Source organism: Acinetobacter sp. CIP 102637 (assembly GCF_000368425.1).
Classification (GTDB): Bacteria; Pseudomonadota; Gammaproteobacteria; order Pseudomonadales; family Moraxellaceae; genus Acinetobacter; species Acinetobacter parvus.
This window is the reverse complement of sequence record NZ_KB849435.1, coordinates 1,870,977-1,887,176: the sequence shown is the minus strand read 5'-3', so window position 1 is coordinate 1,887,176 and position 16,200 is coordinate 1,870,977. Positions and strand designations below refer to the sequence as shown.

Below are 16,200 nucleotides of genomic sequence, written 5' to 3'. Positions count from 1 at the left end.
TAAATGAATTGTAAAATCTTCATCTGCAATCATAAGAAAAAAGCCGATCAACTGTGATCGGCTTTTGATTTTCATCTGTTTTTTTGCTTAGGCGTGCTTGTATTCTACCAAGATGCGAAGCATACGGCGTAACGGTTCTGCCGCGCCCCAGAGAAGCTGGTCACCCACTGTAAATGCGCCCAGGTATTCTTTACCCATATTCAGCTTGCGCAGACGGCCCACTGGAACAGTTAAAGTACCTGTAACCGCCACAGGAGTCAGGTCAGTCATGGAGGCTTCGCGGGTATTTGGGACCACTTTCGCCCATTGGCTTGAATTGCGGATCATGTCCTCAATCTCGTCAAGTGGCACATCTTTCTTCAATTTCAGCGTTAAAGCCTGTGAGTGGCAACGCATTGCACCAATACGCACACAGTGGCCATCAATCGGAACAATTTGCTGGTTACCCAGAATCTTGTTAGTTTCAACTTGACCTTTCCATTCCTCTTTTGATTGACCACTTTCAAGCTGTTTATCGATATATGGGATCAATGAACCTGCTAATGGCACACCAAAGTTAGACTTTGGAAAACCTTCACCACGTTGCAACTCGGCAATTTGACGATCAATATCAAGGATGGCAGATTTTGGATCGTCCAGTAACGCTTTGGTGTTGTTATACAAATAACCCATGCCTGTGATGAGTTCACGCATGTTTTGCGCGCCCGCACCAGAAGCGGCCTGATAAGTCATTGAGGTTGCCCATTCCACCAAATTGTTCTGGAACAGTGAACCCAAGCCCATCAGCATTAGGGAAACGGTACAGTTGCCGCCAACGAATGTTTTAGTACCATTCACCAAACCATCCTTGATCACGTTCAGGTTGACTGGATCAAGCACAATGATGGCATCATCCGCCATACGCAGGGTGGATGCGGCATCAATCCAGTAACCATCCCAGCCCTCAGCCTTAAGCTTTGGGAAAACTTCAGAGGTATAGTCACCGCCCTGGCAGGTTAAAATGACATCCATTTGCTTCAGGCTGTTAATGTCTGATGCATCCATAAGTGCTGGGGCAGTCTTACCACCAAATGCAGGTGCTTCACCACCTGCATTACTGGTAGAAAAATAGAATGGCTCAATGTGAGCAAAATCATTCTCTTCAACCATACGTTGCATCAGGACAGAACCAACCATCCCACGCCAACCGACCAGACCTACTTTCATGTCATTGTGCCTCGGTATGTAAAAAACTTTATAAGGGGTTTGAGTGTATCAAAAGTGCCTGCAACTGCAAGCTTTACCTAAATAAAACCATAATTTTCTTGAGTGGAATAACTTGTTTGTATTAGATAGAAAATTGATAAGACCATAATATGATTAAGAAATCCATAATATCAGCAATGAAGTGTAATAAGAGTAGGGCAAAATGATAGCAATTGAGGTTTGTGCGGTGCTGGCGATCTGGTTGAGTGGATGGTCATTGATTCGACGGGATGAGTGGTGGTTTAGAGGCGCTGACTTTCCGCGCTTACAGATTCTGGCACTCGGTCTCTTCGCCTTTTTTGCAATGTTATTTGCCATTCCCGAATGGACCTTGACTACCGAGTTGCTGTTTGTTGGATTGGCCGCAGCAATCGCTTATCAGTTGAAAATGGTTCTTCCATACACCCCGATTTGGAAAAAGCAAGTTCAAAAAGTTAAGCCTGAGCAAATCAATGAAAAGCAGCAAATCTCATTGCTGGTCGCCAATGTGCTGACCCCGAACCATAAATATCACCTGTTGCTGGAACAGATTAATCGTTTGCAGCCTGATGTGGTGCTGACACTGGAAACTGACCAGGTTTGGCAGGAAGCATTAAAACCGATTGAAGCGGATTATCCTTACCGCGTTGCAGTGCCTCAGGATAATTTGTATGGAATGCATCTATATAGCCGCTTGCCGTTAGCGGACACCGAAGTGAAATTCATCCTGAGTGATGAAACTCCATCCATCCATGCAACAATACGCCTGCGTTCGGGGCTAAGTGTGCAGTTGTACTGTCTGCATCCAAAGCCGCCAAGTCCCACAGAGGCAAAGGATTCCACCTTAAGGGATGCTGAACTCCTGATTGTGGGCGACCAGATCAAGGATATTGATGAGAGCTGTATTGTGATGGGTGACCTGAATGATGTGGCATGGTCAAGAACCACCCGCCTGTTCCAGCGGATCAGTGGTCTGCTTGACCCGCGTGTGGGGCGTTATTTTATGAATACCTTTCATGCGGATTATCCACTATTACGTTGGTCGCTGGACCATATTTTCCACAGTACGGACTTTGGTCTGGTTGAAATGAAGCGTTTGCCCCATATTGGTTCAGACCATTTTCCAATCTATGTGGTGCTGCAAACGGGACGGATATTTGAACAAAAACAGCAAGAGCTGGAGCAGACAGAAAGTGATGAGGATGAGGCACAGCAGGCGATTCAGGAGGGTATAGCGAAAGCGGAGCAGGAGGGAAAAGTGGTGGTGGATGAACTTGCCCAGACTCATAAAAGTGTAATCATTAAGAATAAGCACTAAACGCTCATGTAAGCATTATCGTACAGTGATTTCAGTCCACAGCGAATAGTCATGGTCGCTTAAAAGATTTATTCTAAATACATCAGCACAGGGATGCAGGAAAGGATTTCCGATTAAGGATAGCAACGCTGAGATGGAAAAAGCATTATGGATATGATGCATGCTATGGAAGCAAAATAATAAAAAATATTGTGAAAGCACAGCCTCATTTGCCCGAGTTTTGCAGGATGCGAAACTCGGGTTTTAATTTTTTATTGAGCCACTTTCATTTTTTGCATTGGTTTACCCGTTGCTGGTTGTTCTGGCGGTGCTGTTTCATTTTCCTGTTCGGTTACAGGTATTTCCTCTTCACCCATTGAGTCCTCAGCTTCATCGGGTTTGGCGACATCCTCTGGATCCATGACTTTCTTCGGTTTGAAAACCTTGTCTACTTGAAGTGTAATTTCCAAAGGCTGACAGTGTGTCCAGCGTAAATCGTTGCTGGATGACTGGATGCTATAATTGGCTGCGGTATATTTTATTTTCCATCGGTCAGCATCTGTCGGTAGTTTGGCATCAAATTCGTAGATACGGGTTTCATAAGGGCGTAATACCTGAATGCTGTCTTGTTCTGCGGTACATCTTAGATATTGATCAGGCTGTATATGAACATTGGTGAGTTCCGACCATACTTCAACCTGTCGGCATTGTGGTAGCTGTTCAAATATATAGTTTGGCGTGGTATTTCTCAGCTCAATCTGTAATGGTGTTGCCGCAAGCTCCTGTACAGTGCCTGACGGGATGGGTTGCTTGCTATCAGCATAGATAAATTGCATGGAGCGTTGTATGCCAAGACACTCATCTGCAACAGTCTCAGGGATGGTCATATAATATTCATAGCTATCTTCATCACCTTTACCATTGCCTGTCGCATCACTGCCTCCAGGTCTTGGTTTCTGCGTGCCTGAACCACTGCCCCCCAGACTGACATTGGCCGCCAGATAATGGTAAACATCGCCACAGGCGGTCAAGGCACTGGCCAAACTACAGAATAAAAGCACTAGGCCTAAATTTTTACCTGAATTCATTTTATCCACCCTTATAAATATAAGGTACTTGTAGATTTATCCATTGGAGCGTAAAACCTCGGGGTTTAGCCTGAGGATATAAGCGACTGGCGTAAGCCATACGACATGAAATGTCGTTTTAAATACTTTTGCTATAATCACTATTAAGAAAAATACGGTTAAAATAATTGTATGAAGACACTCAAATTACGCATAAAAGACAAACATTGCAAGGTGCTAAATCAGATGGCATCTGAGGTGAATTTTGTCTGGAATTACGTGAATGATTTGTGTTTTAAACATCTACAACGAAAACAACAATTCTTTTCAGCATACGACATTGCCAAATACACAAAAGGCACATCGAAAGAATGTAATTTGCATAGCCAAACGATTCAGGCGGTCACAGAAGAATTAGTGACAAGACGCAAGCAATTCAAAAAAGCAAAACTGAAATGGCGAGTCAGCAATAAAAAATCAGCTAGGCGTTCATTGGGCTGGATACCGTTCAAGAAAGTAGCAATCAAATATGCTGATGGATATGTTCAATACGGCAAGCATCAATTCAAACTATGGGACAGCTACGGACTAAGCAAATACAATGTTAAAACAGGCTCGTTTGTAGAGGATAGTCGTGGGCGTTGGTATGTCTGTCTTGTAGTTGATTCAATTAAAACAGAGAAAACCAGCGCTAAAACCTCAATTGGTATAGACTTGGGTTTAAAGGACTTAGCCACTTGTTCAGATGGAGTAAAGCTCAAAGCCCCTCAAATCTATCGGCAATATGAACAAAAACTTGGCATAGCTCAACGTGCGAGAAATAAAAAGCGCGTCAAAGCGATTCACGCCAAGATTAAAAATATACGTCAAAACATGTTGCATCAATTCAGTCATAAACTGGTGAATGAACATGCAGCAATCTTCATTGGCAATGTGAATGCCAAAGCACTAGCACGGACTAAATTAGCTAAGTCTGTATTAGATGCAAGTTGGACAACACTAAGAACCATGCTTAAGTATAAATGCGAGAACGCAGGGGTATGGTATGAAGAAGTCAATGAAGCGTATACCACCCAAACGTGTTCGTGCTGTGGCTCACGCTGTAGTAGTCCGAAAGGTAGGACAGGTCTTGGAATAAGAGAATGGCAGTGCATGGAGTGCGGTACGCTCCATGATCGGGATGTAAATTCCGCACTGAATATTCTTGCGCTCGGACATGAGCGTCTCGCAGGAGGAATCCCCGTCCTTTAGGTCGGGGAGGATGTCAATTTTCTATCGTACTGATAGACCCCAAAACGAAATTGATAATCCGCATCCTGTTTTTCCTGATCTTGTTCGCAGTAGTGAATGGCGGCATTGAGTAACTGTTTGGCCATGTCCTGCCATAGTTCAAGGCTAAGCTGGCGTAGCGCCTCAATCGACGACATGGTGAGTTTTTCCGCCAGTACAGCCTGTTCCAGATGGGTAAAGCTTTTGTTACTAATAAAGTTGTCAATACCCGCTGCAAGGTGATCACTTAAGTTTGCGGAGAACAAAGCCTTGCTTTCCTGCATCTGGTTGTCTGGTGTAAAGCTATTCTGTTGCAGCACCACATTCTGTCCGACCTGTTGCACCACGCCCAGACGCTGCAATTCAAACAGGATTGAACGGGGGTGTTTTTCGGTTGAGATATGCCGAACCAGCGCCTCGAAACTGTTTTCTTCCCCTGAAACTGGAATTTGATGCGGTAATTCAAGGGCAATCCAGCGTGCAATCACACGTGCAGGGACACTAATGGCATAGGTTACCTTAGCTGTTTCAGTGAGCTGGGTGGCTTGTTGCCGAAAGGCACTGACATCCTTGCGGTGCAGGCCAGAGAGCAGGCTGACAGCAGAGTCAGTTTTATTTTGCTTGATCCGTCCCAGCTCAGCTAGGGCCTGTTCGTAGAAAACAGGTTTCAGGGCAGCCACAAAATCGGTATAACCAATGCCTGAATGAATGAGCCAATGCGCAATGTGCTGCATCATTGGAACAATACTTTCCAAGGTGGTTTCTGCATCCTGAGGAATCACGCCCTGTGCATTTGCAGAGGATTGCTCTATAGTGGCGGTCATTTGGTCGGCTGGTTTTTCCATATCAAAATACCCTAAGCGGTTGATGCACTGAACCATGTAAGTGACTGGTTCCGATCACTAAAGAGAGGATGGGAATGTCTCGGCACCAGCATTGTCAATATTAAAATGAGTAAAGGAGACACTGATGGACACATCTAAACTTTCCACACAGTGCCACCAACCCAATGGAATGAACAGCGCCTCTCCCTCATTCAGCACACATTCAATTCTGCTGCTCTGTGCAAATTCAGGAAAGGATTCTACGAGATTTGCGGCATAAGGATCAGCAATTTTACTGAACACCGCAACATCATTGTATAAATGGGCGACTTGCAGGGCTGGAATGAGGGTAATCTTTTTCCTGCCATAGACCTGAACCAGAACATTATTGGTTAAGTCATGGTGCAGGGGAGTAAATGCACCCTTGGGGCCAAACCAGATAAAGCTGCGGTCTGTCAACTGGGCGTGGTCGGTATAGCCATGAAAATGCCCAATATCCCTAAATAGCTTGGTCAGACTGGATTGGCTGACTTTGGCATTATTCGCCGTCATGTAAAAATTATTGGAATGATCGGTTTGGGTGACAAGGTCAACATAGTCCCGCATGGTCATTTTGGTTTTGTGTCGGATGGAGTTTCTTTCAAAGAGTGGGTCCTGTTCACGGTTAAACTGGACCTCAATTTCCTGATTGCCCACCACCTGCTGAAAATAGGCGGGTGACCAGTTTTTCAGTGCAGGCCAGTGATCAATCGCATGCGTCAGGATAACGGGTAAATTTCTGCTGTAATAATGCTGAATAAAAAAATCAAAAGACGGAACCTTAATACGTGCAATCTGTTGGTATTCAGGGTTGAGCCGAGCAAAGCGGTCTAAGGTATCTAATAGCCAATTTCTCTTTTTGACTAAAAAGTGCTGTTGCTGGGCAATCTGAAAGTAGGGGTCCTGTTTCAGTTGCAGCAATTCCTCAGAAATACCCTTTTCACTCAGCCCTTGTACCTGAAGTGTTTGATAAATATCTTTTTGATGCTTTTTATCAAGAACTGCCTGAGCCAGCCATTTTTTTTGCTCAGTACTGAAATGGTCACTGAACTCAGCAGGGCTTGTTGTCCCATTCAACAGTTCCTGCGCTCCAGTAAAAGTTTCATCTGCCTCAAGTGTAATCAGGCCCTCACGCAGCAAAATATTGGCAAGCTCCACAGGGTTGCATCCACGTTCAAAGTTTTCTTCCAGCCATGCACGCCATTCCTCTGGTAATGCATTGAATTGTCTTATTAAGTTTTGCTGAGCATCCATGGCTTTTGACCTATCAATACAATGATTTGACCTTTGGTTATTAATTTAAGCATAAACATATTTGCACTCAAGCAAAAAAGTGTTAAATTTTCACAGACAATATATGTGAAAATTTCACACAGAGGGCAACATGATGAAAAATATATGGACTCAACTTGTGCTTAGCATGACATGCGCAGCTTTGGTGGGATGCGGTGGAAATTCATCTTCAGACAACACGCCGACACCAACACCTACGCCAACACCCACACCCACACCCACACCAACACCGACACCCACGCCGACACCAACACCAACACCAACACCGACACCAACACCTACGCCGACACCCACGCCCACACCAACCCCTACGCCGACACCAACCCCTACACCAACTCCGACTGCCGTTGCAGACCGTTTTGTGGGGACATGGATGGCTGGGCAGGGGGCTTGTATCAATGGTTCTGGCTTAAAAATGAACATTGTTAAGATGGCTGACAATAGCGTCCGTTTTGTCAATGAAACGGTAAAATATGCGAATGCAAAAGACTGTACAGGTGAACTTTCCCCAAGCTACAAACAGCCAAGTGAGTTTAGTTTGGCGACTGAGATTGGGGCAGCACAGACCATACAAAGTTCCAGCTTTAATCAGGCACAATGGCAACTTGAAGTAGGGGGTAAGCTGGGGAGCAAACAGCCTATGGTGTTTGGCTTCAAAAATGCAGATCAGTTCTGTCTTGTGCCCACAGATCAGCCGAATGATATTCATGCTTACTTGCAACAAGTTGATTTTAGTCGGGTGAATACCTGTTATACCCGTAGTGCTCCCTCTTTAAGCCAGCAAAAGCCACAGCAGATTGTTGCAACCGCAAGTTATCGTTTCGGTGACAATCAAACGGCATGGGCAGATGTTCTGAACCAGTTGAATGACCAAGGTCGCCAGGGCTATGCACTCATTACACCGTCAGTTGCATTGAAAAATCCAGAGGGAAGCAACAGCATCTACAAAAACTTATATGTGAAAAATAACGCCTCACAGGATACCTACACCTATACCACAGCCGATGTCAGCACCAATATTGTTGCCAACCGTTATACACTTTGGTTTGATGAGCTGAAAAAGCAGGGTGCTTTGGGTTATCTCTACAAGTTATCTTTTGGAGAAACCTCAAATAATACCCGTAAGTATTTATTTGTGAAAAATGATCAAAAACCAGCGACTTATAGTTATGAAAATCGTTTCTTAACCAGTGCAACACGTGACAATATTTTGGCTGCGTTTAATGACATGGGGGCTAAAGGCTGCAAATTAATTGATGCGGGGTCAACCTATACCAATAATGGTACAAGTAATGGCACATTCTATGTGACTACCTGTGTCAATAGCAGTACCCATCATGGGACATACAGCTATCGTTATGTTCCGCTCACTAGCACGGATGTTGCAACACGAGCAACGATCTTGAAAGAGCAGGCAGCAGAGGGTTATCGCCTGATTGATAAAGATAATAAAGCCAGTTTTGGCTTAACAGCATCAGGCTATTTGTTTGAGAAAGATAGCGAAAATACAGGTACACTTGAATACAAACTTTATGCCGAGGATGCGGTAGATAGTTCAGAAAGCGTTTATGGGGTTGAAAACCGTATTCAGGATCAGGGTAAATTGGGTTGGTTCTTTGCAACACGATTGGGTATGGTGTATACCAACTCACCTCAAAATTATGACCTAAGCACAGGCGTGGTTTTTCCTAAATAAACCATTCAGCATGCGGTGAAAAAAAATCTGTGCTTTCGGGCACAGATTTTTTTATGGTTAATATATTTTGTCATAACCTTCAGGTCGGGTTTTAAAACGGCGGTGAAACCACATCCATTGTGTTGGGGCGATTCTAAGCTGTGCTTCAATAATCTTGTTCACGCGAACCGCATCAGCCACCTCATCCTCACTTGGCATATTTTCAAGCATTGGTTCAATCAGCACCTTATACTGAGGATTGCGGATATCACCATAACGATAGAAATAAAGTGGTATGGCGACAGATTTGGAAATTTTTAGCAAACGACGATGTGCAGTCACCGTTGCGGCAGGAACACCAAAGAAAGGAGCCATCACCCCTTGCTTTAAACCAAAATCCTGATCGGGACTGTACCAGATTGCACCGCCATCTTTGAGCCTGCGAATCAGGCCACGCATATCATCGTGGTCAATCTGGTGCTGGTAAATGGTGGCACGGCAACGATAAATTAGCATATCCAGCATGGGATTGTTTTGTGGACGATAAACCACATCGGGCTCAAAGTATTGAGCACAGATATAACCACCTGCATCCAGCAGGGTACTGTGTGTGCCTAGCAATAAGATGCCTTTACCCTGTGCTTTGGCATGGGTAATATGTTCCAGACCGTCAATGCTATGGCGTCCTTTAAACCATTTCGGACAGTACCAGGCATTCAAGGTTTCAAATACGCCTAACATCATATCGACAAAGACTTGCTTGGCCTGTGCTTCAACCTCGGCAGGTGACCATTCGGGAAAACACAGTTCCAGGTTTCTAAGCGTGGTTTTACGGCGTGACTTGAGTAAATGCCAACATAATGCCGCCAGACTATGTGCCAGTCGCCATTGAATTGACCACGGTAAAATCGCCAATAACATCAGAAAAGTAATGGCAATCCAGATTTTCCAATATTTAGGCAGTAAGAATTCCCATTGAAATTCTCCTGCGATGTATTGTTTCCGCCCCATGTTTAGTTGCCCTTTGACAGGTTCTCCAACGTATCCCAACGTTCCAGTTTTTCCAGCATGACTTCCTCAATTTCTGCTAAACGCTGGCTGGCTTTGGTGGCTGCTTCTGCATCTTTTACAAACCACGAACCATCCGCAAGTTTTGCAGAAAGCTCAGCCTGTTCCTTTTCCAGTTTCTCAATTTCAGCAGGAAGCTGTTCAAGCTCACGCTGATCTTTATAACTAAGTTTGACTTTTTTCGGTGCAGTCGTAGCCAATGCTGCTGCCTCTGCTTTGGCCTGAGCTTTTTTCACATCGCTCTTTTGATCAACCACTTTTTGGTCAGGACGTTGCTCCAGATAGTCTTGATAGCCACCGATATACTCATCAATATTGCCCTTGCCATCAAAGACCCAGGTTGAAGTCACGACATTGTCCATAAAGGCACGGTCATGCGAGATCAGCAACAGGGTGCCTTTATACTCAGACAGCATTTCTTCCAGCAGTTCCAGCGTCACCATATCCAGATCATTGGTTGGCTCATCCATCACAATCAGGTTTGATGGTTTAAGCAATAATTTTGCCAGTAGAATGCGGTTTCTCTCACCACCAGACAACGCTTTTACAGGGGTACGTGCCCGTTCTGGTGAAAATAAGAAGTCTTGTAAATAGCTATAGATATGACGGCGGTTACCATTCACATCGACAAAATCAGAGCCTTCTGACACGTTGGCCATCACGGTTTTTTCAAGATCAAGTGCATTACGCAGTTGGTCAAAATAAGCCACTTCCAGTTGAGTACCTGTTTTCACCGCACCGCTATGTTCAATTTCACCTAAAATCGCTTTGATCAAGGTGGTTTTACCCACACCATTGTCACCGACTAAACCAATGCGATCACCACGTAATACGATCGCTGAGAAGTCTTTGATTAATGGTTGTTCACCATAACTAACGCTTAGGTTCTCAATCTCAAACACCAGCTTGCCTGAGCGATTGGCTTCCTGAGTCGCCATGCTTACTTTGCCCTGTTGTGAACGACGCGCTTTAGATTGTTCACGTAAGGCTTTTAGGGCACGGACACGTCCCTCGTTACGGGTACGGCGTGCCTTGATGCCTTGACGAATCCACGCTTCTTCTTCAGCTAATTTTTTATCAAATAAAGCATTTTGTTTTTCTTCTGCCTCCATTTGTTGTGCTTTGAGGTCGAGGTAACGTGAATAATTGCCCTCATAACCACGCAAAACACCACGATCAAGTTCAACAATACGTGTTGCAATGCTGTCAACAAAGGAACGGTCATGTGAAATAAATAAAAGAGTTAGATTATTCTGGTCGAGCAGGAACTTTTCTAGCCATTCAATACTTTCTACATCTAAATGGTTGGTTGGTTCGTCCAGCAATAACACATCAGGCTGGGTTAATAGGGCACGGGCAAGTAACACACGGCGCTTACGTCCACCAGACAAGTCAGCCAGATCAGCATTTGGATCAAGCCCCATTTTACCCAAAATGGTATTGACCTTATTTTCCAGTGCCCAGCCATCCAACTGATCGAGCTTGTGTTGTAACATGCCCATACGGTCGCAGGCTTCCATATCGCCGAGTACGCACGCATCACTGGCTTCATGATAGGCTTTGAGTACGCTTGCTGCTTCGCCCGCGCCATCAGCAACAATATCGGCGACTTTGCCTGAATCCATTGGCACATCTTGGGCCAACATTGAAACAGTTAAACCATTTTGAATCGAAACTTCACCTGTATCGGGTAATAGGCTTCCCTCAATCAGTTTTAATAAAGTAGACTTACCCTCGCCATTACGACCGATTAAACAGACTCGTTCGCCACGCTCCAGATTAAAGTTCGCGCCATCGAGTAGGGCAGGTCCGCCAAATGCGAGATGGACATCCCTTAAAGTAATATAGGCCATAATGTTTCCTAAAAGCTCAGATGAGGTCTGAAATGACTAAACCACAAAATTTTGATGATCACGCGTCATTGTCCGCACCCATTGAAGATTTGCAAGTGCGAATTGCATTTTTAGACGATTTAGTTGAGCAACTCAATCAACAGCTCACCATTCAGACGAGGGAAATCGCTGATTTAAAAAAACAGATGCAGTTGTTGTACCAGCGTGTTGAAGCATCAGATTTGTCAGAAGGAATTGCACCGTTTGATCCAATGAGTAACAAACCGCCACATTATTGAAAAGATAGACATGACAGGCTAGAGTGATGAAATTGGGGGAATTTATATTTTAAGGATACAAATGAAAAAAATTTTGCTTTTGGATATTGAGAATATTCATAAAACTGAAAAAGAGCTATTACACTTATTGAAAACTTATGCTTGTGTATATTTAGTTTACGCAAAATCACCTGTGACTTTAAGTTTAGATGCATTGATTAAATTTTCTCCTTTTGTCATGGAGAAAAAATTAGTTGTAATTAAAATGCCTAAAATTGGTAAGGATGCGGCTGATTTTGGTTTAGCATTTTTAGCAGGGCAACTTTCAATTCAAATGGATAAGAAAAATACTTGTTTTGATGTTATGTCTAATGATGGGGCTTTAGAATATATTGTTGATTTACTGAAAGTTATGGGTTTTCAGGCAACACAATTAAAAAAAGTGATTGAACAGTCAAGAGAAATATTAAAACCAGTTTCACTTGAAGAACCTACAACAGTCATTCCTGATGTCGAACAATTTGCCCAACACCCACATTTGGTTGTTTTTAAAAAATTCTGTGAATATTTAGCAAAAATTCCAACAAATAAACCAACAAAAATTGAGAGTTTAAAAAATACAATTCGAACAAAAGTACAAGGAGAACAGATTGATGAAAATTTAATCTTTAGTTTATTGATGAATTATAAAATTATCAAAAAAGACGATTTAAAAGTGATTTATTTTGAAAAAAATCTAATGGTATGGGCGAACTTGGTTCTGCCAGAAATGATTGAGAATGAAAAGAAAAAAGAGCAAGTTGGGCAAAACCAAATGTTATTGCCAATCATTCAGAAAGACCATACTTCATTTGATTTGGAAAATATTCGTTTAACTTTAGCGAGAAGATTAAATGTTGCTGCACACTTACGTCCTAAATATGTGGCAGGCTTTACTTTGCTCTTAAAACAAAATTTTCCTGAACAAAATGCTGAAGACTTATTGAATCGTTTAGAACATAACCAATGGTTAAAAGTGAATCAGAGAGAGATTGAATATAGTCCAAGATTGTTGATGCCTTAAATTTGGAACTTGCCTTTTTCATTCAACTTATGTAACGCTAATAAAAGGAAGTTTTGGGCGGCTTTATGAGTAATATTGGAATTTGGATCACGGTTGCGATTGTACTGTTTGTACTTGGCTCTATTTTTGGCTTACGTGTCAGTCCACGGGAAAAAGCACTCGGTTTAATGCGCGATCAAGCTCGCAAAATGGGATTACACCCACGACTCATCGTGGCGCCTGAGTGGACGAAAATTCCAATGGCATCTGAAAAACGCGCCAGTATGGTTGCTTATTATAGTGTGCTGATTCCAGATGCGCGTTTGGCGCTCATGCGAGCGAGAGTAATCGATGGAAAACTTCAGGTGGTGCAGGGTGATCAGAAATTTAATGATTTACCCATTGCATTAAAAGGAGTTTATGCTATTGATATGCAAGCGAACTGTGTCGGGCTGTACTGGGATGAAGAAACTGACCTAAGAGCTACACAACTCGATGATATGAAAGCTTATTTACATGAATTGGCCCAACGCTAATTCTTTGATTGATTATAGGAAAAACGATTTATTATGGCGAATACTCCACGCTCTGCTTCCAAAAGCACAGCAGCTTCTAACTCTGCTGCAACTAAACGTGCCTTAGTGATTGTGGAGTCGCCTGCAAAAGCGAAAACCATTAATAAGTATTTAGGTTCACAATTTATTGTCAGGTCATCGGTCGGTCATGTGCGTGATTTACCGACAGGAGGCGGGGCGAAATCCACTGAAAAGAAGCCTGCCACCCGTACCAAACTGACCGAAGCGGAAAAAGAACAAAAAGCACAATCTGCCCTGATCAACCGTATGGGTGTCGATCCCGAGCATGACTGGATTGCCCATTATGAAGTACTGCCTGGCAAGGAACATGTGGTTGCCGAACTCAGGAAACTCGCCAAAGATGCAGATGCTATCTATCTCGCAACGGACTTGGATAGAGAAGGAGAAGCGATTGCTTGGCATTTGAGAGAAGTGATCGGTGGTGATGATAGCCGTTACCATCGTGTCGTGTTTAATGAGATCACCAAGAATGCCATTCAAGAAGCATTTAAACAGCCAACACGACTTGATTTAAACCGTGTCAACGCGCAACAGGCACGCCGTTTCCTTGATCGTGTGGTGGGCTTTATGGTTTCGCCATTACTCTGGGAAAAGATTGCCCGTGGTCTATCGGCAGGTCGGGTGCAATCTGTTGCTGTGAAACTGGTGGTTGAACGTGAACGTGAAATCCGTGCATTTATCCCAGAAGAATACTGGCAAGTTTTTGCAGATACCATTTCCAAGAAAGAAGACATTCGCTTAGAAGCGGTTAAGCAAGCAGGTAAAACACTCAAGCTTAAAAATAAAGCCGAAACTGACGCGTTGTTAAACGTATTAAAAGACGCAGAATATAAAGTTGCATTACGTGAGGATAAGCCGACTAAGGTTAATCCAAGTGCCCCATATATCACTTCAACCCTGCAACAAGCAGCGAGTACGCGTTTAGGTTTTTCGGTGAAGAAAACCATGATGCTGGCGCAGCGTTTGTATGAAGGTGGTTTTATTACCTATATGCGTACTGACTCAACTTTCTTGAGTGATGACGCTGTGAATATGGTGCGTAACCATATCCAGCAAAATTTTGGTGAAAAATATATTCCAGCGAAGCCAAACCGCTATGGTAATAAAGCAGGCGCACAAGAGGCACATGAAGCAATCCGTCCATCGGATGTGGCTTTGACTGGTGACAAACTTGCAGGTGTGGAACGTGATGCCCAGCGTTTATATGATTTGATTTGGCGTCAATTTGTTGCTTGTCAAATGACACCAGCAGAATATCTGTCATCAACCTTAACAGTTGAAGCATCAAATGTTGAGTTAAAGGCTAAAGGCCGTACTTTGGAATTTGATGGTTTTACCCGCGTTCGTGGGGCCAATAAATCTGATGATGATATTTTATTGCCTGCGGTGAAAGTGGGTGAAGTGCTTAAGTTGGAAAAACTTGATCCGAGTCAGCATTTTACCAAGCCACCTGCACGCTTTACTGAAGCATCTTTGGTGAAAGAATTAGAGAAAAAAGGGATTGGTCGTCCATCAACCTACGCTGCGATTATTTCCACCATTCAGGAACGTGGTTATGTAAAACTGGAAAATCGCCGTCTTTTTGCAGAAAAGATGGGTGAAATCGTGACTGATCGTCTGGATGAAAGTTTTAATAACTTGATGAATTACGCCTTTACCGCAGATTTAGAAGGTCAATTAGACCGTGTCGCAATGGGTGAGCGTAACTGGAAAGAATTACTGGATACATTCTACGGTGATTTCAAAAAGCGTTTGACCAATGCACAGGGTGAAAGCGGCATGCGCCGTAATCAGCCTGTTGAAGTTGCAGATGTGGCTTGTCCTGAATGTTCACGTCCAATGCAGATTCGTACAGGAACAACAGGTGTATTCTTAGGATGTTCAGGTTATAACCTGCCACCGAAAGAGCGTTGTAAAGGCACACTCAACTTAACACCAGTCGAGTCTTTGGCGGCATTGTCGGATGATGATGGTGCTGAAACTGCTGATTTGATGTCGAAACACCGTTGTCCTAAATGCGGTACTGCAATGGACAGCTATGTGGTGGATGGTGGCCGTAAACTGCATGTCTGTGGTAATAATCCAGACTGTGATGGCTACGAAGTTGAAGAAGGCGAATTCAAGATCAAGGGTTATGATGGCCCAACCATTCCATGCGATAAATGTGATGGCGAAATGCAGCTTAAAACAGGTCGATTTGGTCCATACTTCGCCTGCTCAAGCTGTGACAATACCCGTAAAGTGTTGAAGAATGGTCAGCCTGCACCACCGCGTGTTGATCCAATCAAAATGGAACACCTACGCTCAACCAAACACGATGATTATTTTGTATTGCGTGATGGTGCGGCAGGTCTGTTCTTAGCAGCCAGCAAATTTCCGAAAATTCGTGAGACCCGTGCACCAAAAGTGGCTGAATTACGCAGTGTGGCTGAGCAGCTTGATCCGAAGTATCAGTTCTTGTTAGAAGCACCAGATGTTGATCCAGAAGGTAATCCAACGGTCGTGAAATTCAGCCGTAAGAATCAAGCACAATATGTAGGTTCTGAAACCGCTGAAGGCAAGCAAACCAAGTGGAGTCTGGTGTTCCAAGATGGGAAATGGGTAGAAGCTTAAACATTAAAGTTTAAAAAATGCTGGCGATTGCTGGCATTTTTTATTGAACAAATAAAAAGAAAAATTAATTTTGATTGGGGTGA

Annotated in this window: 13 protein-coding genes; 7 read left to right on the top strand and 6 right to left on the bottom strand. The window is 43.6% G+C overall.

All coding sequences use genetic code 11. The features are described from left to right. Window positions 1–87: 87 nt before the first annotated feature. A complete protein-coding gene (asd, locus tag F967_RS12085) occupies window positions 88–1,206 on the bottom strand; it encodes an aspartate-semialdehyde dehydrogenase (RefSeq protein ID WP_004800172.1) in 1,119 nt (372 codons plus the stop codon). Window positions 1,207–1,408: 202 nt separating this feature from the next. On the opposite strand from asd, the gene F967_RS12080 reads away from it, so the two are divergent. Next, the gene (locus F967_RS12080; protein ID WP_004800171.1) at window positions 1,409–2,542 is read left to right on the top strand and encodes an endonuclease/exonuclease/phosphatase family protein; all 1,134 of its coding nucleotides are present in this window, start codon (window positions 1,409–1,411) and stop codon (window positions 2,540–2,542) included. A gap of 251 nt (window positions 2,543–2,793) precedes the next feature. Here the strand turns inward: F967_RS12080 and F967_RS12075 are convergent, their stop codons facing one another. Next, on the bottom strand, window positions 2,794–3,609 hold the full coding sequence (locus F967_RS12075) for a hypothetical protein (RefSeq protein WP_004800170.1): 816 nt from the start codon (window positions 3,607–3,609) through the stop codon (window positions 2,794–2,796). 171 nt (window positions 3,610–3,780) lie between these two features. Between F967_RS12075 and F967_RS12070 the strand changes: the two genes are divergently transcribed. Next, window positions 3,781–4,839, top strand: coding sequence for an RNA-guided endonuclease InsQ/TnpB family protein (locus F967_RS12070; RefSeq protein WP_034431155.1), 1,059 nt, complete (start codon window positions 3,781–3,783; stop codon window positions 4,837–4,839). Here the strand turns inward: F967_RS12070 and F967_RS12065 are convergent. Beyond that, window positions 4,836–5,702 (bottom strand): DUF6502 family protein, encoded by an 867-nt coding sequence (locus tag F967_RS12065; RefSeq protein WP_004800165.1) that lies wholly within the window; start codon window positions 5,700–5,702, stop codon window positions 4,836–4,838. The two genes, F967_RS12070 and F967_RS12065, sit on opposite strands and share 4 nt — an antisense overlap. Window positions 5,703–5,759: 57 nt before the next feature. Beyond that, window positions 5,760–6,974 carry a cupin-like domain-containing protein gene (locus F967_RS12060; protein ID WP_004800163.1) on the bottom strand — a complete coding sequence of 405 codons (1,215 nt, stop codon included), beginning with the start codon at window positions 6,972–6,974 and terminating at the stop codon, window positions 5,760–5,762. A gap of 130 nt (window positions 6,975–7,104) precedes the next feature. Between F967_RS12060 and F967_RS12055 the strand changes: the two genes are divergently transcribed. Continuing rightward, on the top strand, window positions 7,105–8,709 hold the full coding sequence (locus F967_RS12055; protein WP_004800162.1) for a PT dipeptide repeat lipoprotein: 1,605 nt from the start codon (window positions 7,105–7,107) through the stop codon (window positions 8,707–8,709). A gap of 57 nt (window positions 8,710–8,766) precedes the next feature. Here the strand turns inward: F967_RS12055 and F967_RS12050 are convergent, their stop codons facing one another. Continuing rightward, window positions 8,767–9,699, bottom strand: coding sequence for an LpxL/LpxP family acyltransferase (locus F967_RS12050; protein WP_004800160.1), 933 nt, complete (start codon window positions 9,697–9,699; stop codon window positions 8,767–8,769). 2 nt (window positions 9,700–9,701) lie between these two features. Beyond that, on the bottom strand, window positions 9,702–11,609 hold the full coding sequence (locus tag F967_RS12045; RefSeq protein WP_004800158.1) for an ATP-binding cassette domain-containing protein: 1,908 nt from the start codon (window positions 11,607–11,609) through the stop codon (window positions 9,702–9,704). A gap of 32 nt (window positions 11,610–11,641) precedes the next feature. Here F967_RS12045 and F967_RS12040 point away from each other — a divergent pair, with 32 nt between their 5' ends. From F967_RS12040 to topA, 4 genes are all read left to right on the top strand, one after another. Next, complete coding sequence (locus F967_RS12040; RefSeq protein WP_004800155.1) at window positions 11,642–11,887, top strand: SlyX family protein; 246 nt, start codon at window positions 11,642–11,644, stop codon at window positions 11,885–11,887. Window positions 11,888–11,948: 61 nt separating this feature from the next. After that, window positions 11,949–12,929 carry a PIN domain-containing protein gene (locus tag F967_RS14235; RefSeq protein WP_004800152.1) on the top strand — a complete coding sequence of 327 codons (981 nt, stop codon included), beginning with the start codon at window positions 11,949–11,951 and terminating at the stop codon, window positions 12,927–12,929. 65 nt (window positions 12,930–12,994) lie between these two features. Further along, window positions 12,995–13,444: a hypothetical protein gene (locus tag F967_RS12030; protein ID WP_004800150.1), complete on the top strand. Its 450-nt coding sequence runs from the start codon at window positions 12,995–12,997 to the stop codon at window positions 13,442–13,444. A 33-nt stretch (window positions 13,445–13,477) separates the two neighbouring features. Continuing rightward, entirely contained in the window at window positions 13,478–16,117 is a 2,640-nt protein-coding gene (topA, locus tag F967_RS12025) for a type I DNA topoisomerase (protein WP_004800148.1), read from the top strand. Window positions 16,118–16,200: the final 83 nt, after the last annotated feature.